A 19743-nucleotide genomic window follows, 5' to 3' on the forward strand; every position below is an offset into this window, starting at 1 on the left:
TCAAGGGTTTGCGTTTGGCGTTTTCCGCCTTAGATGGGTATTCTAGTCGGAGCAGAGGACGAAAAGCCATGGTCGAGACACGCAGAAAACTGACGCCCATCGATCCGGTCTGGAGCCGGATCACCACCGAAGCCCTTGGGGCAGTCGACAAGGAGCCGTTGATGGGCGGGCTGGTTCATGCCTGTATCCTGCATCACAAGAGCCTTGAGCGTGCGCTGTCCTATCGCGTATCGGCCAAGCTCTGCTCGAACGAGATGTCGATGATGGTTCTGCGTGAGATCGTGGACGAGGCCTATGAGGATGATCCCAGCCTGCTTGAGGCGGCACGCGCCGACCTGATGGCGGTTTTCGAGCGGGATCCGGCCTGCCACCGCCTGTTGCAACCGATTCTGTATTTCAAGGGCTATCAGGCCATGCAGGCCTACCGAGTCGCGCATTGGCTGTGGCGAAAGGGGCGCTTTGATCTGGCCTATTTCTTCCAGATGCGGTCATCCGAGATTTTCGGCATCGACATTCACCCGGCCGCAAAGATCGGCAAGGGGATCATGATCGACCACGCCCATTCCATCGTGATCGGGGAAACCGCGGTGGTCGGCGACAACGTGTCGATGTTGCACTCGGTGACGTTGGGCGGTACCGGCAAGGAAGAGGAAGACCGCCATCCCAAGATCGGTGATGGTGTTCTGATCGGGGCCGGGGCCAAGGTTCTGGGCAACATCAAGGTCGGTCGTTGCAGCCGCATCGCCGCCGGTTCTGTCGTGTTGCAAGAAGTGCCTCCTTGCACCACGGTGGCCGGTATCCCTGCCAAGATCGTGGGAGAGGCGGGGTGCGATCAGCCTTCGGTCAATATGGACCATATGCTGGGCAAAGATCAGTAACTCTGGCCATCTAAAAAGACAAAGCCGCCTGATGTGGGCGGCTTTTTTTACTAAGGGCGCTCCCACACCGCGATGTGCGCGGGCGCGGGAAAAACGACCGTACCATCCGGACCGGCGAATTGGCCGAGGCCGCCCTCGGCGGCTGCAACCAGCGCCTCGAAACCCTCATCGTCGATGAAATCGGCCAAGGTCCAGCCGCGAACGTCCATTCGAACCCATTCACGGATTGACGCGAAACGAGCGGTGCCGGATTCGGTAATGACATTCGCCGCCTGCATCCCGCCAACATCGAGCGCTTTTTGAAACTCGTCGAGGTTGCCGAGGATGAACGGGGAGCGCAGGGCATCGGCGGCCTGTGTTCCGAACATCGACTCGATCAGTCGGATCATGCCGTCATAACCGGGCGAGTTCTCGGTCCGGTCCCAGACAGACAGGGCAACCCGGCCTCCGGGGCGGACCACGCGCCGCATCTCGCCCAAGGCTTTCACGCGGTCTTCAAAAAACATGAGGCCGAACTGGCACAGTACGGTATCAAACGTTGCGTCTGGAAAGGGAAGCGACTCGGCTAGACCGGATACCCAGTCGATTTGTCCTGCTCGGCTTGTCGCCACGGAGAGCATGCCATCATTTCGGTCCAGCCCCGTCACCCGGCCTCCGGGAGAAGCGCGCCGCGCCGCTTCGCGCGTCGTGGCGCCGGTTCCACAAGCGACATCCAGCACTGCCTGGCCCGGTGAAACATCGGCCCTTTTACACAAGGGGCCGGCCCATGCACCAAATAGCGCCGGCACAAAAAATTCATCATAGACCTCAGCGGCAGCAGTCGAGACCTGACCCGCCCGGGCAGCTTGCGTCGTCATATGGTTGCCTCCGTTTGTTGCTCAGTTGTGCCAGGGTGATCTTTCACGGGCCGTGAGGTATAGTTCTAAATCTGTAGCAGGGCGAAAGGTGACGCCATGAAATCTTATGGTCAGTTCTGTCCGGTTGCCAAGGCGGCCGAACTATTCTGTGAAAGATGGAATGCGCTGATCGTGCGGGATCTTGCCACCGGTCCGCGCCGGTTCGCGGCATTACAACGGGGGGTTCCGCTGATGTCGCCGTCGCTTTTGTCGTCGCGGCTCAAATGGCTGATCAGCGAAGGTGTGATCGCGCGCTGCGAAATGGAGGGCCAGCATAAGGGATACGTGTTGACCGAGGCGGGGCGCGAATTCGTTCCGCTTGTCGAGGCTTTGGGAATCTGGGGCCAGCGGTGGACTCGCCGTGAACTCAGCGACCAGGAACTGGATGTGGGTCTGCTGGTGTGGAGCCTTGAAAGCTCGTGTGATCCCGGCGCGTTCGGGGGGAAAAGATGTCTGATCCGGCTGGAACTGACGGATCAGATTCCGTCGAAACGATTCTGGTGGTTTCTGAATCACGAGGAGAAATGCGAGCTTTGCGTGGATGACCCCGGGGGCGAGGTGAACCTGTATCTGGCGTGCAGCCTGGCCGACGCAATCTATGTCGTGCGGGGTGATCTGCGTCCAGAGGTGGCGGTCGGCACGCAGCGTCTGGAAATTCTGGGCGATGGATGGGCGCGCAGGTCGTTATTGCACTGGCTGAACCTAAGCCCGTTGGCCAAGGTTGGCTCGCGCCGCGTCGCAGGATAGGCACAAAGCCGACCGAGGGTCGGCTTTGTGGGGGGCGTGCTGGCTCACGCCAGCATGACCATCGGGTTTTCCAGATTGTCGACGATGGCTTGCAGTAGCTGCGCGCCAAGCGCGCCGTCGATGACGCGGTGATCGACGGACATGGTGACCGACATCACGGTGGCCACGGTCAGCTCGCCATCATCCCCGACAACCGGTTTCTTGATGCCGGTGCCGACGGCCAGAATACCGGCATGGGGCGGGTTCACGATGGCGTCGAAATTGTCGATGCCGAACATGCCCAGGTTCGAGATGGCAAAGGTGCCGCCCTGATATTCATGCGGTGCCAGCTTGCGTTCGCGTGCGCGGGCGGCGAGGTCTTTCATCTCGGTCGAAAGGGCCGACAGGGATTTCATGTCAGCATCCTGCAGGACCGGCGTGAACAACCCGCCTTCGATTGCGACGGCAACAGCCACATCTGACGGTTTCAGTTGCAGCACCCGGTCACCTGCCCAGACGGCGTTACAGGCGGGAACCTGTTGCAACGCATTGGCCACGGCTTTGATGATGAAGTCGTTGACGCTCAGCTTGACGCCGCGGCCTTCGAGTTGCTTGTTCAGCTGCCCGCGGAATTTCAGCAGCGCATCCAGCTTGATATCGCGGCGCAGGTAGAAATGCGGGATGGTCTGTTTGGCCTCGCCCAGGCGTGCGGCAATGGTTTTGCGCATGCCGTCGAGCTTGATTTCCTCGTACTCGCGGCCTTCGTACATACGCGCGACCATATCCGCCGATGGACCAGACGGAGCTGCTGGGGCAGCTGCGGGCGCGGCGGCGGCGGGAGCAGTGGCAGGGGCTGCCGCAGGTGCGGTAGCAGTTGCGCCTTCGACATCAACCTTGACAATGCGACCATGCGGGCCAGAACCGGCAATCTGCGTCAGGTCGAGACCTTTTTGCGCGGCAATCCGGCGGGCCAGAGGCGAGGCAAAAATCCGACCGCCATCTGCCTTGGCCGGAGCGGCCGGGGCAGGGGCGGGCGCCTCGGGTGCCGCTGGCGCGGCAGCCTCGTTGCCCGCGACGGCTGCGGGCGCAGCCGCCGGGGCCGCAGCCGGAGCCGTGCCAATGTCATCGGCGCTTTCGCCGTCTTCCAGCAGAACCGCGATGGCCGTGTTGACCTTGACCCCTTCGGTGCCCTCGGGGATCAGGATCTTGCCAATGGTGCCTTCGTCAACGGCCTCGAACTCCATCGTGGCCTTGTCGGTTTCGATCTCGGCCAGCAGGTCACCGGAGGAGACGGTGTCGCCTTCCTTGACCAGCCATTTGGCAAGCGTGCCTTCCTCCATCGTCGGGGACAGGGCGGGCATCAGAATTTCTGTAGGCATCTGTCTGTCGCTCCTTACCGGTAGGTCACTTGTTTGACGGCGGCGATCACCTCATCCGTGGTGATCAGGGCCAGCTTTTCGAGGTTCGCGGCGTAGGGCATCGGAACGTCCTTGCCGGTGCAATTGATGACCGGCGCGTCGAGGTAATCAAACGCCTCCTGCATCACGACCGAGCTGATATAGCTGCCGACGGATCCCTGCGGCCAGCCTTCTTCCACTGTCACCAGACGGTTGGTCTTCATCACCGAGTTGATGATGGCGCCAGTGTCCATCGGGCGGATGGTGCGCAGGTCGATCACTTCGGCGCTGATGCCGTCTTCGGCCAGCTTGTCAGCAGCTTCCAGCGCGTATTGCATGCCGATGCCAAAGCTGACGATGGTCACGTCCGAGCCTTCGCGCCAGATGCGGGCCTTGCCCAGCGGAATGGTCAGGTCATCCACCTGCGGCACCTCAAAAGAGCGGCCGTAGAGGATTTCGTTTTCCAGGAACACGACCGGGTTGGGGTCGCGGATGGCCGATTTCAGCAGACCTTTGGCATCAGCCGCCGAATAGGGCATGACGACCTTCAGGCCGGGGATTTGCATGTACCATGCGGCATAGTCCTGGCTGTGCTGCGCGGCCACGCGGGCAGCGGCCCCGTTGGGACCCCGGAACACGATGGGGCAACCCATCTGGCCGCCGGACATATAGAGCGTTTTGGCCGCAGAGTTGATGATCTGGTCAATCGCCTGCATGGCGAAGTTGAAGGTCATGAATTCGACAATTGGTTTCAGACTGCCAAAGGCCGAACCCACCGCGATACCGGCAAACCCATGTTCCGTGATCGGGGTATCGATCACGCGTTTGGAGCCAAACTCGTCCAGCAGACCCTGCGAGATTTTATAGGCCCCCTGATACTCGGCGACTTCCTCGCCCATCAGATAGACGTCTTCGTCGCCGCGCATTTCTTCGGCCATCGCGTCACGTAGAGCTTCGCGAACGGTCTGGGCTTTCATCGAGGTATCCGCGGGCCAGTCTGGCGACAGATCGACGACCGGCGCAGCCGGGGCCGATGCGGCAGGAGCGGGGGCAGGAGCTGCCGCTGGGGCGGCCTCGGTAACCGAGGCTGCTTCAGGGGCTGCCGACGGAAGGGCGGAAGCATCTTCGCCTTCTTCAACCAGAATTGCAATGGGGGTGTTGACCTTGACCCCTTCGGTGCCCTCTTCAATCAGAATTTTGCCGACGATGCCTTCATCGACCGCCTCGAATTCCATCGTCGCCTTGTCGGTTTCGATTTCGGCCATGATATCGCCCGAGGATACGGTGTCGCCTTCCTTGACCAGCCATTTGGCCAGCGTGCCCTCTTCCATCGTGGGCGAAAGGGCGGGCATGAGAATTTCGGTTGCCATGTCTTATGCGTCCTCTCAGGCGTAAATGTCGGTCCAGAGTTCGTCCACGGACGGCTCGGGGCTTTCTTTCGAGAATTCGGCGGCCTGATTTACGATCTCCTTGATTTCCTTGTCGATCGCCTTCAGGTCGTCCTCGGTCGCGTGCTTGCCGGTCAGCAGCAGTTCGCGCACATGTTCGATGGGGTCGCTTTGTTCGCGGACCTTCTGAACCTCTTCGCGGGTGCGATATTTGGCCGGGTCCGACATCGAGTGGCCGCGATAGCGGTAGGTTTTGACCTCAAGAATATAGGGGCCCTTGCCGGCGCGGCAGTGGGCGACAGCCTTTTCGCCCGCTTCCTTGACAGCCAGCACATCCATGCCGTTGACGATTTCACCGGGGATGCCAAACGCCTCGCCGCGATGGAAGATGTCCTTGGTCGAGGTCGAACGGGACTGTGCCGTACCCATGGCGTATTGGTTGTTCTCGATCACGAAGATCACCGGCAGGTTCCAGATGGCAGCCATGTTGAACGTCTCGTAAACCTGACCCTGGTTTGCCGCGCCATCACCAAAATAGGTAAAGGTCACGCGACCGTTGCCTTTGTATTTGTCGGCAAATGCCAGGCCCGCGCCCAGCGGCACTTGAGCACCGACGATGCCGTGGCCACCATAAAAATGTTTCTCTTTCGAGAACATGTGCATCGAGCCGCCCTTGCCTTTGGAAAGACCACCCTCGCGCCCGGTCAATTCGGCCATCACGCCGCCCGGATCCATACCGCAAGCCAGCATGTGGCCGTGGTCGCGATAGGAGGTGATCCGCTTGTCGCCGTCTTCGGCCGCGGCTTCGAGACCGACAACAACGGCCTCTTGTCCGATGTATAGGTGGCAGAACCCGCCGATCAAACCCATGCCATAAAGCTGACCCGCCTTTTCCTCGAATCGGCGGATCAGCAGCATCTCGCGGTAATAGGTTTTGAGCTCTTCTGCTGAAACATTTGATTTCTTTGTGGTTTTTCGCGCAGCCATCGTGGCGACCTCTCCCTTTCGGCAAGATAGTTTAGCGTTAAACTATTTCATAAAGCATTTCTCTCCCCCTGGCGAGGGGAAATGTGACGCAGCGTCCGGTCAAGTCTTGTTCTGCCGATTTCTTGACAAAAGTACGGTCACGTGCGCGTTTTTCGAGGTTTTTTCCTGCGGAGACCGATTTCAGTGAATGACGATTTCGTCCGCGCGCAGCAAACCCAGCACCGAGCGCGCCTGCTGATCCAGCAGATCGAGGTCAAGATAGGTATCCGACAAGCGCAGGGTCAGGTTTTCCATTTCGGTAATCTGATCCTCAAGCATCGTCAGATCGCGTGACAAGGCGTCCCGTTCCGCCGCAATTTCGACCCGTCGGAATAGCCCGTAATCACCTTGTACCGCCGCAAAGGTGAAATAAACACCCAACGCGAAGGCCACCGCGAAGAACAAAACTGTACCTAAACTGGGTCGACTGGAACGGGACACTCTGTTTTGCCGTATGATTTCTGCCTCAGGAAACGCGCCCTTTGCGAGCGTCTGCACTCAATATGTCACAGGTGATTCGGCTTGTGAATCCCAAAAATGCATTGAGATTCACGATTTGATTCCAAAGGGTAAGCCAAACGAAGATCAGTTATCCTGTTCCAGCGCAGCGACACCGGGCAGGGTTTTGCCTTCCATCCATTCAAGGAACGCACCGCCTGCGGTGGAGATATACGAGAAATCCCCGGCGGCCCCGGATGCGTTCAGCGCCGCGACAGTGTCACCGCCCCCCGCAACCGACGTCAGCTTGCCCGCACGGGTCAGGGCGGCCGCCTTCAGGGCCGCTGCGTTGGTTGCAGCGTCAAACGGTTCCAATTCGAAAGCGCCCAGCGGGCCGTTCCAGATCACCGTTTGACTTTGGTTGAAAATATCGATGATCGTGGCGACGCTGTCGGGTCCCGCATCCAGGATCAACCCGTCTTCGGGGCATTGATCGGCGGGAAGAACTTCATGCGGTGCGTGGGATTCGAACTTCTTGGCCACGACGATGTCACTGGGCAGGACAATCTTGCAGCCAGACGCCTCGGCCTTGGCAAGAATTTCAGCGGCGGTGTCTTTCATGATCCGTTCGGCCAGAGATTTTCCGACGTGATGGCCCTTGGCGACGAGGAAGGTATTGGCCATGCCGCCACCGATCACCAGATAATCCACCTTATCGATCAGGTTGCCTAGCAATTCCAGCTTGGTCGACACCTTGGCGCCGCCGACAACTGCCGTGACCGGGCGTTTTGGAGCACCCAGCGCACTTTCCAGTGCCTGCAACTCTGCCTGCATAAGGCGGCCTGCACAGGCGGGCAGCAGGCGGGCGATGGCCTCGGTCGAGGAATGGGCGCGGTGGGCCGCGGAAAACGCGTCGTTGCAATAGACGTCGCCCAGCCGTGCCATACCTGCGGCAAGGTCCGGGTCGTTCTTGGTTTCAGTTGCATGAAACCGGGTGTTTTCCAACAGCAGAACCTCTCCCGGTTGCAAGGATTCAGCGGCAAGCTCGGCAGCCGGGCCGATGCAATCGGCAGCGAAACGGACCTTGGTTTCAAAGGCGCGTTCCAGTGTCGGGACCAGTTGTTTCAGCGACAGGTTCTCGCGCCGTTCGCCGCCGGGGCGACCGAAATGGGCCAGCAGGATCGGACGGCCACCGGCGGCAAGGATGTCGCGCACGGTCGGAGCGATGCGGCGGATGCGAGTGGAGTCGGTCACCACGCCATCCACGATCGGTACGTTGATATCGACCCGCACCAGCACGCGCTTGCCGCTCAGATTCATGTCGTCGAGTGTCTTCCAGCCCATTTTGCCGCTCCGCTGATTGCATCCGGTTTGGGCGGTTCTTTTCCTGCATTTCACGTCAAGGTCAATGCATCACTTGGCATTCGCGCGCGTGGGGCTTAGGTATTCGCGCAATATCCATCGACAGGAGGGCCCAATGGCCGAGATCAAGGATCCCGAAAACACCATCATCATCGAGTTGAAGAACGGCAATGTGGTTATCGAACTGCTGCCTGATGTCGCCCCGCAACACAGCGGGCGGATGAAGGAACTGGCGCGCGCCGGAGAATATGACAACGTGTGCTTTCACCGGGTAATCGACGGATTCATGGCCCAGACAGGCGACGTTCAGCATGGCGATATGGAAGACGGGTTCAACATCCGCATGGCGGGAACGGGTGGGTCCTCTCTGCCGGATTTGCCGGCGGAGTTTTCCAAGCTGCCGCATGATCGCGGAACGCTGGGTGCGGCGCGTTCGGCCAACCCGAATTCGGCCAATTCGCAGTTTTTTATAAACTTCAAGGACAATCATTTCCTGAACGGCCAATACACGGTTTATGGTCGTGTGGTTGCCGGGATGGAGCATGTGGATGCAATCGTGCGTGGCGAGCCGCCCGCAAGCCCCGATCGCATGATCAGCGTCAAGGTGGCCGCCGATGCGTAAACTGACAGCCGTATTTGCCCTGTTGGCCAGCCCGGCCCTGGCCACCGGGCTTGAGATCGAGATCGAAGGTGAGGCCAAGGGCACAATCACCATTGATCTGTTCGAGGACGTCGCTCCCAAGCACGTCGAACAGATCGCGGCACTGGCGGCAGACGGTCAATATGACGGGGTTGTGTTCCACCGCGTGATCGAGGGTTTCATGGCGCAGACCGGCGATGTGCAGCATGGCAAACTGGGCAGCGACATGCGCCGCGCGGGCACTGGTGCGTCGGACCGGCCGGACCTTGCGGCCGAGTTTTCGGACATCACTTATGATCGGGGCATTGTTGGTATGGCGCGGGCGCAGGATCCGAACAGCGCCAATTCGCAGTTCTTCATCATGTTCGCGCCGGGTCCGTTCCTGGACGGCCAGTACACCGTCGTGGGTAAAGTCACGGATGGCATGGATGTGGTCGATGCCATCAAGCGCGGCGAAGGCCCCAATGGCGCCGTGATCGGGCAGCCCGATGTCATGAAAAAGGTCACCGTCACCGAGTGACGGCGCGCCCGGCGCGGAAAACCTCTGCGCCGGGCTCCCGCACATTGCATCACGTCTGTGTGCGCTGGGGTGGCTTTGCGAACGTGTCGCGCTCAGTATTGAGCATCTGGCGGGAGCAAGCCGCATGCGTGTTCTTTCGATCGCAATCGCCGTTTTCCTGGCCGCACAAGTGTGGGCCAGTCCCGAGTTCTGGCGGACTGAATGGCCCGAAACCGACTTCAACCGTACAAGCGTGCGAAACTGGTCCGAGATTCAGTCAGGCGGCCCGCCCAAGGACGGGATACCGGCGATTGACGAACCTGCGTTTAAGGTCGTCAGCGAGGAAACCCGGATCAGTTCCCGCGAGCCGGTAATCACGGTCGAGATCGACGGCCAAGGGCCTAGGGCCTACCCGATCCGCTATCTGATCTGGCATGAGATCGTGAATGACCGGATCGGAAGTGTTCCGGTCGCGATTACCTATTGTCCGCTTTGCAACTCGGCGATTACCTTTGATCGCAGGACGGCAAGTGGCGAGCTGAGTTTTGGTGTCAGCGGCAAACTGCGGTTCTCGGACATGGTGATGTATGACCGGCAAACCCAAAGCTGGTGGCAACAGGCGGTGGGTGAGGCGATCGTGGGGCAACTGACCGGGACCCGGCTGAAAACCCTGCCATCCTGGATGGAAAGCTGGCAGGACTTTTCCACCCGCAACCCGGATGGGTTGGTCATGGCCGAGCCGGAATACAGCCGGTCATATGGGCGCAATCCTTATCGTGGCTATGACGGGTCGCGCAAACCGTTCCTGTATTCCGGCGAGATGCCACCGCATGGCATCCACCCTCTGGAACGCGTCGTGCGGGTTGGAAATCTAGCCTGGCCCATGAAGCGGCTCAGCGAGGAGGCTGACGTGAAAGAGGCGGGTGTGCGCATAACATGGAAGGCCGGTCAGGCCTCGGCACTGGATACGGGCCTCATTCGCAATGGGCGTGATGTGGGATCGATCCGCGTTCGCGACGGGCAGGGACGTGATGTGCCCCATGATGTCATGTTCGCCTTTGCCTTCCATGCTTTCTGGCCGAACGGGCAATGGATGCTAGGGCGATGAACCGCGCAGTGTTCAGGCCGCAAGCGCGACAAGTTCCGCCAACCCGGTCAGCCCGATAAGGAAGGCCGAAATCATTTTGAGCATCGGCATGTTCCGGGATTTGATCCCCTTGCCCATATTCGTCTCGGCCATGTCCGGAGAGAGGTCGGCGATCAGGTTGATGATATCGTCCAGCGCAGTACCGCCAGCGAGGATGCCATAAGCCGTAGTTACGATCACCAGCATGGCCAGCGCAGGCGAAAAGCCCTGTGGCCCGAAATCAATGATCGCCGCCAATGCAATGAACGAGAATATGGTCGTTTGCATGATCCTGAAATAATGGGTCTGTCGTGCCAGGGAATAGGTGGCGCGCAATTCCGGTGTCATCATGATTTCCCCCTCCAAAATACAATGCTGAAACCCGGGCATGATATCACGCGGGAACCTGAATCGGAAATGTGTTCGAGAGTTCGGCGTACGGAACTGACCCATATACCAGGGGCGGGCCGGAGACGTTCATGAAAAACGCCGCCCGATGAGGCGGCGTTTGTAAGGTGTCGCGCAATCTTTCAGTCGTCGGTTGAGACAGCTTTCCAGATCAGGCCGCCGATTGCGCCTCCGATTAGCGGAGCTACCCAGAACATCCAGAGTTGGGCCAGCGCTGGTCCGTCGGCAAACAGCGCCACACCGGTCGACCGCGCCGGGTTGACCGAAGTGTTGGTGACGGGAATTGAAACCAGATGAATCAGCGTCAGGCCGAGACCGATGGCGATCGGCGCAAACCCGGCTGGGGCGCCCTTGGACGTTGCCCCTAGAATGATGAACAGGAAAAAGGCGGTCATCACGACCTCGGTCACAAATCCGGACATCATCGAATATCCACCGGGCGAAGCACTGCCATAGCCATTTGACGCAAATCCGCCGACGCCGGTGAAATCGGGCGCGCCAGAGACAATCACATACAGAACGACCGCCGCAACGATTGCACCCACGACCTGGGCAATCCAGTAGGGGATCAGGTCTTTCGCCTCGAACCGGCCCGCGATCATCAGGCCAAGGCTGACGGCAGGGTTGAAATGCCCACCTGAGATATGGCCGACGGCAAAGGCCATGGTCAGTACGGTCAGGCCAAAGGCCAGCGCCACGCCCAGCCAGCCGATGCCAACGTCTGCGACACCTGCTGCAAGAACTGCGCTGCCGCACCCGCCCAGAACCAGCCAGAACGTGCCAAAAAATTCCGCTAAAAGCTTTGAAGACATCCAACGTTCCTCCCAAAGTTGAATGCATGATAGTAGGCAGGCATTTGTTTCAATTGGAAGAAAAATGTTCAGCAATCCGCTTGCAGCGTGAAGCCGTCTTTCAACTAAAAACGCCCCGGGGCTTCCCGAGGCGCTCAAAGGTCGTAATTTCAGCCGAATTACTGGCTGACTTCAGCTGTTGCCGCGGCTGGATTGCCGGCGCCCTTGTTGCCGGAACGACCGGGGTTCAGCGGGTCGTCCTGACGCTGCACCGAGCCCTCGAAATGGGCACCGCTTTCGATTGCGATTGTCTTGTGAATGATGTCGCCTTCGACCCGTGCGGTCGAGGTCAGGCGCACTTTCAGTCCACGGACGCGGCCCACGATGCGGCCATTGACCACGACATCGTCAGCCGTGACTTCACCCTTGATTGTGGCCGTTTCGCCAATGGTCAACAGGTGGGCGCGAATGTCGCCTTCGACCGTGCCTTCGACCTGAATGTCGCCGGTGGTCTTGATGTTGCCGGTGATATGAAGATCCGACGACAGCACCGATGCGGGCGGCTTTGGCTTGGGCGCGCTTGCCTTGGTTTCTGCAGGTGCCGGGCTTGGCGGTGTCGATGGAGTTGCGGGCTTGGCCGCTTCGGGTGCCTTGGATGCCGGCTCGTTGATTTTGCTCTTAGAAAACATTTCTCGCAGCCTTGATGTAAGTCATTGGATTCACGGGTTTCCCGTTCACGCGCACCTCATAGTGCAGATGTGTGCCGGTCGACCGTCCGGTGCTACCCATATCAGCTATATGATCCCCGCGCGAGACCCTTTGTCCGACCTTGACGCGGATAGACGTGTTATGAGCGTAAAGTGTCTCGATTCCGAAAGCGTGTTTGATCTTCACAAGCCGTCCAAAACCTGATTGCCAGCCAGCATGAGTGACAACGCCATCCGCGGTGGCAAAGATATCGGTGCCGTGTGAGCCTGCGAAATCCGACCCGTTATGCATGCGCTTACCGCCGGATTTCGGATCCCGGCGATAGCCATAGCCGCTGGTATACCGAACTGCGGAATGAACCGGACTGGCGAAAGGCGCCTTTTCGGCCGCGATGCGGTAAAGATTGAGCTGGTCCATCTGCTCTAGCAAATTGTTGGCGCGAATCTCGTCGGCGGTCGGTTCTTCACCGCGCGTGCTGAACGACAAAGGGGTCAGCGGACCGCCCATACCGCTATAGCCGCGTCGAACCTCTTCGAGGATGCGGTCAGTGGGCATACCCGCCTGCCGGAACATCTTGTCCAGCGGTTCGACCGAGATGGCCATTGCCTCTTCGAGTTGACGGAAAATCTGGTCGCTGCGTTCGCGCATAAGCTGAATTTCCAGTTCCAGATCGTCGCGTTGATCCAAAGCCGACTGTGCGTTGGCCTCAATCAGATCGCGCTCCTGCGCGGTTCGCAACAAAGCTTCGGACATGAACGCCATCTGAACAGGGGCCGACGCGGCCAGCTTTGCACTGGCCGCGTCTTCGCCTGTATTCTGCTCGAGATTTGCCAGCGCCAAACGGGCCACTTCGCGCTGCTTCATGGTTTCACGCAAAGTGGTCTGGATCACTTCGATCCCGGTTTCCAACTCGCGCCGCCGGTTTTCGGATTTCAGCAGTTCCGATTGCATTGCTGAAACCTGTTCGAGGGCCGCGTTGAACCGTTGGTGCGCTGCCAGGGCTTCTTCGGCGCGCATATCCCGTTCTTGTGACAGGATGTTGAGCCTTTCCTGGTATGTCGCCTGGTCTCTTTTTGCCTGCTCTCGGAAATTGCCTGATCCGATGCTGTCCATCAGGATGATGGCCGTGGCCACGATGGTCCAGGCAAGCGTCAGGGTGACGCCGGAAAATGCGACGATCTGAGTTTCCGGCCGCAACCGGATGAAGCGCGTATCGTTGTCCGATTTGAGGAACACTCTGCGCTCGGGAAAATGTTTCTCAAGCAGAGCGTGAATTCTGATCGTCAGACGTGTCCGCACGCGCCTTTCCTCTTTTCATCCCCTGTGAAGGAACAGATCGAGAGTGGATGCGACCGTCCCTTGGGGCGCTTGCATAGCGAGGTGAGGCGATTGGGGCAAGTTTGTTAACCAGTCGGTCGAAAAACGAAGAAGAAACACGCTTGGGATGAGCGGGTTCTTGCCGATCTCGGGTGTCCGAAAGGTCTAGATGATCGTCTTTCCCGGGGGCGGCAGTTCATCTGCCAAGGGCCAGTAGAAATCGGGTGGCAGCCCCGCCTCGGCGCGTTTTTCTTCGTTGAAAGGGGGTTTTAGCGCCCCGTGGAAATAGCGCCGCACGAGCTGGTGGAACACCTCTTTGGGATCGGTGTTTTGCCGCCCGCAAAGAAAATGGAACCATTTTGACCCATAGGCCACATGGCCGACCTCTTCGGCATAGATCACTTCCAGCGCATCAATGGCTTTCTGCACCCTGGCTTTGCGGAAAATGTCAATCATTCCGGGGGTTACATCCAGACCGCGGGCTTCGAGCACCATCGGAACCACGGCCAGACGCCCCATCATATCTTCTGCCGTGTCCTCGGCCGCGCGCCACATCCCGGCATGTGCGGGCAAAGCGCCATAGTGGCTGCCCATCGAGTCCAGACATTCGCAAACCAGCTCAAAGTGGCGTGATTCCTCGGCGGCGCATTTTACCCAGTCGTCATAAAATCCGACTGGCATCGGGATGTGCCCGAAGCGGGCAATGATATCCCAATGCAGGTCCACTGCGTTAAGCTCGATATGCGCAACGGCATGCAAAAGCGCGATCCGACCAGCCTCGGATCCGGGTCTCCGCTTGGGAACATCTCGCGGCGACAGAAGCTCCGGGCGATCAGGACGGGCCGGATGCAGCGGAGGAGACGCCGTGCCGATATCGATTGCCGGAGCGTTCCCGGCGCGAAAGGCGAACCACGCCGCAGCATGTTTCTGCGACAGGGCGGTCTTGGCGTGCCCATCCGCTGTGGTCAGAACCTGGGTTGCCATTTCAGTCAGAGTCAGGGGCACGTCTTTTTGCTCCATTCGCAATGCGCAAGGATTGGCTCAAGTCAGGTTGCGGACAGCTTGCAGCACTTCTTCGACATGGCCGGGCACCTTCACCTTTCGCCAGATTTGCGCGATTTGCCCTTGCGGATCGATCAGAAATGTCGAGCGTTCGATGCCCATGGATTTTTTACCGTACATGTTCTTTTCCACCCAGACGCCATAATCCTCGCATACGGTCGATCCTTCATCAGATAAAAGCGGGGTGGTCAGGCTGTGCTTGGCGACAAACTTGTCATGTTTGGCCACGCTATCGCGGGAAATCCCGAACACTTTTGCGCCCGCATCGGCAAACTCCTGCAAAAGCTCGGAAAATCCAATGGATTCCTTGGTGCAGCCCGGAGTATCATCACGGGGGTAGAAAAACAGAACCACGGCAGTGCCACGCAGGGCTGACAACGTGACTTCTCCGCCGCCGTCACGGGGCAGGGTGAATTCGGGAGCGGGATCGGATATTTCGGGCATGAGTATTCTCCGGCGGAAATCAGTGCATGTTGCTCAACATATTAGGCCGGGACGGGCAAGTTGAAAGACGCCGAGGTACACAAAGGCGAATCCGAAAAACCGGAAGGCGGGAGTAACAAGCCCGCTCGTCACCGTTCACACAGGCGCAAGGCCGCAGTGTGGGCAATGCGTGGAAGCTTCGTTCTGGTCGTTCTGGCCGTGATCTCGGCGCTTATGGTTGTCGGACAGACAATGCACGCGCCGCAATGGCTGCGGGACCGCGTCGAGCAACGTCTGGAACAGGTCACCGGCGGTCTGCAGATCAAGTTCGGGGATGTAAGTTTCATCATTCACGAGGGCTGGCGACCGCGTCTGAGGCTGCGGGATGTGACCCTGAGCGACAGTGAGGGGCACCAAATCGCGCAACTGTCCGACATGCGTGCGAGCCTCGCGATGCGCCCGTTGTTGCGCGGGGAAATTCGCCCCAAACGCATTATGATGAGTGGAGCGAATATCGTTCTGCAACGCGAAAAGAGCGGCCAATTGTCCTTGATCGTTGGTCAAAACAGCGCCCCCGTGGAACGAGCGCCCAGTATCAGGGAGCTGATCGAAGAAGCCGACACCCTGTTTCTGTCACCGACATTGTCCGCGCTGACCTCGTTCGAATTGGACGCGATTACGCTGCACTACAGCGATCTTCGCCAGAACAGATCGTGGACATTGGACGGCGGGCGCATCCAGATCACGCGCGGCGCCGATGAAATCCGCATCGCGACCGGCTTTTCGCTTTTGGGCGGGCGTGATTATGCAAGTACCGTCGAGCTCAACTATACCAGCAAGCTGGGTTCGCCCGAGGCAAGTTTCGGTGTCAGCGTCACCGATCTGCCGGCCGAAGACATTGCGGTGCAAAGCCCGGTCCTGGCCTGGCTGCAAGTATTGCGCGCGCCGCTGTCTGGCGCGTTGCGTGGCAGCGTCGGGGCAGACGGAACATTGGACCCGGTCTTTGCGACGTTGCAGATCGCCAAGGGCGTCCTGCAGCCCAATCCCGAAGTGCGTCCCATTCCATTCGACACCGCCCGGACATATTTCTCTTATGACCCCAAACGGCAGTTTCTGGATTTCAGCGAGATTTCCATTGCCTCGCCGTGGGGGTCTGCCATGATCGACGGCCGTGCGGATCTTGAGGGCGTGGAATCCGGCCAACTGCACAGCCTTACCGCACAGTTCCGGTCGTCGGGGATCAAGGCCAACCCGGCCGGAGTATATGCCGAAGCACTGGAATTGTCAGGCGCGGCGATCGATTTTCAATTGAAACTTGCGCCTTTCGAATTGCGGATCGGGCAACTGGTTGTCGAGGACAAGGACCGCCGTTTGCAAGCCTTCGGGAACCTGAAAGGATTGCCGAATGGATGGGGCGTGGATCTGGATGCGCAACTGGATCATCTGACGCCCGCACAATTGTTGCAATACTGGCCGGAAAAAGCCGCTATCAAGCCTCGCGAATGGGTGTCGGAAAACCTGTTGGATGGGCGGTTGGAAGATCTCGATCTTGCCGTCAGGCTAAAGCCCGGATCGCCCCCGGACCTTTATGCCGATTTCGACTACAAGGACGCCACGATCAAATTTGCCAAGACCCTTCCGCCTATCGTCGATGCCCAGGGGCAGGCCAGTTTGGTGGGGCGCAGGTTTACGGTTACCGCCCAGCGGGGGCGGGTGGTTCCGGATCAGGGCGGTGCGATCGATGCGGCAGGTACGTCCTTTATCATTCCGGACATCGGCATCAAGAAAGCTGCGCCGGGTATTGCTCGAATTCGCGCTCACGGCAGCGCCACGGCGGCGCTTTCATTGTTGGACCTCCCACCATTGGAAGTCATGACCAAAGCCGACCTGCCTGTGGATCTGGCGCAAGGTCTGGTGGATTTGGAGGGAACGCTGGCCCTGCCTTTGCGGGACGGCGTCGAGCTGGAGGATATGGAATTTCACTATACCGGTGATCTGGGTAATGTGAGCAGCGACAAGCTTGTTCCCGGTATCAAGGTGCGCGCTGACCGTCTCGACCTTGCTGGGGATCAGACGCAAGTCTCGATCTCGGGGGAGGGGTATTTCGGGTCGGTTCCGATGCGGGGTCGCTGGACACAGCCCATTGGCGGTTCCACGCCGGAACAAAGCCAGTTGGTGGGCCAGATCGAGTTGTCGCCACGGTTGATGGCCGAAATCAAGGCGGGGCTTCCGGACGGGATGTTAACTGGCAAAGGCAACGCGGAGGTGACCGTTGACCTGGGAGGTGGTGAAGCTCCGAGGCTGACGGCACAGTCTGATCTGGTCGGGGTAGGGCTTGCAATTCCGGAACTGGGCTGGCGCAAGGCTCCGGACACTTCCGGGGCGCTTTCCATGAAAGCTGTCTTGGGTGCGGGGATGAACGTGGACGAATTAAAAGTCGATGCGGCGGGGTTGCAGACGACCGGAACCATTTCGTTCACCAATCAGTCTCAGATGGATCGCGTGCGGCTTTCTTCCTTTGAAATAGACGACTGGTTGTCGATCCCTGTGGAGTTGGTGAGCCGAGGAAATCAGGCGCCCGACATTCGCATTCTTGGAGGTCGAATGGATATGAGAACCGCCACTTTCGGCTCTGGTGGTACTGGTGGAACGGCCGCTGTGGGCGGTAGTGGCCCGGATCTGGAAGTACGGCTCGACAGGTTGCAGATTACCGACACGATTGCCTTGACTGGGTTTCAGGGCGGCTTCAGCACGTCTGGAGGGCTTGGCGGAACTTTCACAGCGCAAGTCAATGGCGGAACATCGGTTTCGGGGCAATTGGTGCCCCGCGCAGATCGCAGCAGTATCATTCTGCAGTCGGCGGATGCCGGCGGGGTCATGCGGTCTTCGGAAATTCTGACGCAGGCGCATGGGGGCAACTTTCGCCTTACTCTCGAACCGGTTCAGGCCTCTGGACACTATGATGCCGTACTGAGAATTACAGATACCCGGGTCAAGGACGCCCCGGCTATGGCGGCTTTGCTTAATGCAATCAGCCTGGTTGGTCTCTTGGATGAAATGACGGGGCAGGGAATATATTTCACTGGCATCGACAGTCAGATGCGGATTTCACCGTCCGAGGTCACGGTGCTGAGCGGTAGTGCGGTTGGCCCGTCCATCGGGCTTTCATTTGACGGAAAGGTGGATACAGAGCGCCGCTGGCTGGATTTGCAGGGGGCAGTGACGCCGGTTTACCTGCTGAATGCGATCGGCAGTGTTCTGACCCGCAAGGGCGAGGGTGTGTTCGCATTCAACTATACACTGAGCGGCCCGCTATCCGATCCGAAAGTGGGCGTAAATCCCTTGTCCGGACTGGCTCCTGTCTTTTTGCGAAACCTTTTGCGCACACCGCCACCAGCCTTGCCGGATGACGCGAGTGAACTGTTGACCCCCGAGAACGAGGCGGCAGAGAAGCCAACGAAACGCTTGCAAGGCAGCGATCGATGAAGTGGGTGATGGTCGAATCCTTTTGGGCAAGATAAAGCGCGCGCATGAAACTGAGCGACTTTGATTTCCACCTGCCCGAAGACCTGATCGCCACCCGCCCTGCCAGCCCGCGTTCTTCTGCGCGTTTGCTGGTGGCAGAGGCCGATCGGATCACGGATTCCACAGCCATTCATCTGCCGGACTGGTTGCGACCGGGAGACCGGTTGGTGCTGAATGACACGCGGGTTATCCCGGCTCGGCTCAGCGGGCGTCGGCACAGGCAAAGCTCGCAAGGCCCGGTTTCGGCCGCGATAGAGGCGACGTTGCTCGACCCTCAGGCCGAGGGCACATGGGCAGCGCTGATTAAGCCACTGAAGAAAGTGAAACTCGGTGAGGAGATAGTCTTTTCCGACAGACTCAGCGCCATTCTGGAGCGAGTAGACGAGGGGCAGGCTTTTTTGCGCTTCAACCTCGCGGGAGAAAACTTTGACTGCGCGTTGGAAGAGGCGGGTGCAATGCCCTTGCCGCCCTATATCGCCGCGAAACGGCCCGCAGACGAGCAGGACAAGACGGACTACCAAACCATCTGGGCCCGGCATTCCGGAGCGGTGGCGGCCCCGACAGCCTCGCTGCATTTCGACGATGCGCTGATGCAGGCGCTAAGAGACAAGGGGATAGCGTTCACTCATGTCACTTTGCATGTGGGGGCCGGAACCTTTTTGCCGGTGAAAGTCGAGGATGTGACCACCCACAGGATGCACGCGGAATGGGGGCGGGTCAGTGCGCAGGCGGTCGACGAGATCCGGGCCACCAAGGCGGCGGGCGGTCGGGTCATTCCGGTTGGCACAACCGCGCTGCGACTCATCGAAAGTGCCGCGCGAAGCGGAGAAATCGAACCCTGGGAAGGTGAGACGGACATCTTCATCTACCCTGGATTCGAATTTCACGTCGCAGATGCCTTGATGACCAATTTTCACCTGCCCAAATCGACTTTGCTGATGTTGGTTTCAGCCCTGATGGGGCGTGATCGAATGCAGCGTGTTTACGCCCACGCAATCGAAACGAAATACCGGTTCTTTTCCTACGGGGATGCGTCGCTTTTGTTCCCCTGAATGGCGTGTTCCAAAGCGCAATTTCGGCAAATGTTGTCGAAAAGCGCCTACAAATGATATCTGCGTGGACACTAACGCGAA

Annotated in this window: 19 protein-coding genes; 7 read left to right on the forward strand and 12 right to left on the reverse strand. The window is 59.1% G+C overall.

Going from position 1 to position 19743, the window contains the following annotated elements; all coding sequences use genetic code 11:
- The first annotated feature begins 68 nt into the window (after nucleotides 1-68).
- A complete protein-coding gene (gene cysE / locus ACR0LZ_RS03185) occupies nucleotides 69-878 on the forward strand; it encodes a serine O-acetyltransferase (RefSeq protein WP_480748324.1) in 810 nt (269 codons plus the stop codon).
- A gap of 50 nt (nucleotides 879-928) precedes the next feature.
- Here cysE and ACR0LZ_RS03190 read toward each other — a convergent pair whose 3' ends face one another.
- The gene (locus ACR0LZ_RS03190) at nucleotides 929-1735 is read right to left on the reverse strand and encodes a methyltransferase domain-containing protein (protein ID WP_480748325.1); all 807 of its coding nucleotides are present in this window, start codon (nucleotides 1733-1735) and stop codon (nucleotides 929-931) included.
- Nucleotides 1736-1831: 96 nt separating this feature from the next.
- Here ACR0LZ_RS03190 and ACR0LZ_RS03195 point away from each other — a divergent pair, with 96 nt between their 5' ends.
- The gene (locus tag ACR0LZ_RS03195; RefSeq protein WP_480748326.1) at nucleotides 1832-2521 is read left to right on the forward strand and encodes a winged helix-turn-helix transcriptional regulator; all 690 of its coding nucleotides are present in this window, start codon (nucleotides 1832-1834) and stop codon (nucleotides 2519-2521) included.
- Between the two features lie 44 nt (nucleotides 2522-2565).
- Here the strand turns inward: ACR0LZ_RS03195 and ACR0LZ_RS03200 are convergent, their stop codons facing one another.
- From ACR0LZ_RS03200 to ACR0LZ_RS03220, 5 genes are all read right to left on the reverse strand, one after another.
- Nucleotides 2566-3879, reverse strand: a complete 1314-nt coding sequence (locus ACR0LZ_RS03200; protein ID WP_480748327.1) for a pyruvate dehydrogenase complex dihydrolipoamide acetyltransferase — start codon at nucleotides 3877-3879, stop codon at nucleotides 2566-2568.
- A gap of 14 nt (nucleotides 3880-3893) precedes the next feature.
- A complete protein-coding gene (locus ACR0LZ_RS03205) occupies nucleotides 3894-5267 on the reverse strand; it encodes a pyruvate dehydrogenase complex E1 component subunit beta (RefSeq protein ID WP_480748328.1) in 1374 nt (457 codons plus the stop codon).
- Nucleotides 5268-5282: 15 nt separating this feature from the next.
- Nucleotides 5283-6272 (reverse strand): pyruvate dehydrogenase (acetyl-transferring) E1 component subunit alpha, encoded by a 990-nt coding sequence (gene pdhA, locus ACR0LZ_RS03210; protein ID WP_480748329.1) that lies wholly within the window; start codon nucleotides 6270-6272, stop codon nucleotides 5283-5285.
- A gap of 180 nt (nucleotides 6273-6452) precedes the next feature.
- Nucleotides 6453-6752: an FtsB family cell division protein gene (locus ACR0LZ_RS03215; protein WP_480748330.1), complete on the reverse strand. Its 300-nt coding sequence runs from the start codon at nucleotides 6750-6752 to the stop codon at nucleotides 6453-6455.
- Nucleotides 6753-6896: 144 nt separating this feature from the next.
- The gene (locus ACR0LZ_RS03220) at nucleotides 6897-8093 is read right to left on the reverse strand and encodes a phosphoglycerate kinase (RefSeq protein WP_480748331.1); all 1197 of its coding nucleotides are present in this window, start codon (nucleotides 8091-8093) and stop codon (nucleotides 6897-6899) included.
- A gap of 133 nt (nucleotides 8094-8226) precedes the next feature.
- Between ACR0LZ_RS03220 and ACR0LZ_RS03225 the strand changes: the two genes are divergently transcribed.
- From ACR0LZ_RS03225 to ACR0LZ_RS03235, 3 genes are all read left to right on the forward strand, one after another.
- Entirely contained in the window at nucleotides 8227-8733 is a 507-nt protein-coding gene (locus tag ACR0LZ_RS03225) for a peptidylprolyl isomerase (RefSeq protein WP_480748332.1), read from the forward strand.
- Complete coding sequence (locus ACR0LZ_RS03230) at nucleotides 8726-9271, forward strand: peptidylprolyl isomerase (RefSeq protein ID WP_480748333.1); 546 nt, start codon at nucleotides 8726-8728, stop codon at nucleotides 9269-9271. Before ACR0LZ_RS03225 ends, ACR0LZ_RS03230 begins: the two co-directional genes overlap by 8 nt.
- A 124-nt stretch (nucleotides 9272-9395) precedes the next feature.
- A complete protein-coding gene (locus ACR0LZ_RS03235; RefSeq protein WP_480748334.1) occupies nucleotides 9396-10358 on the forward strand; it encodes a DUF3179 domain-containing protein in 963 nt (320 codons plus the stop codon).
- Between the two features lie 12 nt (nucleotides 10359-10370).
- Here the strand turns inward: ACR0LZ_RS03235 and ACR0LZ_RS03240 are convergent, their stop codons facing one another.
- From ACR0LZ_RS03240 to ACR0LZ_RS03265, 6 genes are all read right to left on the reverse strand, one after another.
- Entirely contained in the window at nucleotides 10371-10727 is a 357-nt protein-coding gene (locus ACR0LZ_RS03240) for a hypothetical protein (RefSeq protein ID WP_480748335.1), read from the reverse strand.
- Nucleotides 10728-10906: 179 nt separating this feature from the next.
- Entirely contained in the window at nucleotides 10907-11596 is a 690-nt protein-coding gene (aqpZ, locus tag ACR0LZ_RS03245) for an aquaporin Z (protein WP_480748336.1), read from the reverse strand.
- A 158-nt stretch (nucleotides 11597-11754) separates the two neighbouring features.
- Entirely contained in the window at nucleotides 11755-12264 is a 510-nt protein-coding gene (locus tag ACR0LZ_RS03250; RefSeq protein WP_480748337.1) for a bactofilin family protein, read from the reverse strand.
- Entirely contained in the window at nucleotides 12254-13582 is a 1329-nt protein-coding gene (locus tag ACR0LZ_RS03255) for a DUF5930 domain-containing protein (protein ID WP_480748338.1), read from the reverse strand. The genes ACR0LZ_RS03250 and ACR0LZ_RS03255 overlap by 11 nt, the downstream gene beginning before the upstream one ends.
- A 183-nt stretch (nucleotides 13583-13765) precedes the next feature.
- Entirely contained in the window at nucleotides 13766-14620 is an 855-nt protein-coding gene (locus tag ACR0LZ_RS03260) for a ferritin-like domain-containing protein (RefSeq protein ID WP_480748339.1), read from the reverse strand.
- A gap of 21 nt (nucleotides 14621-14641) precedes the next feature.
- Nucleotides 14642-15106 (reverse strand): peroxiredoxin, encoded by a 465-nt coding sequence (locus tag ACR0LZ_RS03265; RefSeq protein ID WP_480748340.1) that lies wholly within the window; start codon nucleotides 15104-15106, stop codon nucleotides 14642-14644.
- Between the two features lie 165 nt (nucleotides 15107-15271).
- Between ACR0LZ_RS03265 and ACR0LZ_RS03270 the strand changes: the two genes are divergently transcribed.
- Entirely contained in the window at nucleotides 15272-18571 is a 3300-nt protein-coding gene (locus ACR0LZ_RS03270) for a YhdP family protein (RefSeq protein WP_480748341.1), read from the forward strand.
- A gap of 44 nt (nucleotides 18572-18615) precedes the next feature.
- The gene (gene queA / locus ACR0LZ_RS03275; protein WP_480748342.1) at nucleotides 18616-19662 is read left to right on the forward strand and encodes a tRNA preQ1(34) S-adenosylmethionine ribosyltransferase-isomerase QueA; all 1047 of its coding nucleotides are present in this window, start codon (nucleotides 18616-18618) and stop codon (nucleotides 19660-19662) included.
- Nucleotides 19663-19743: the final 81 nt, after the last annotated feature.

The organism is Ruegeria sp. CI1 (assembly GCF_056536925.1).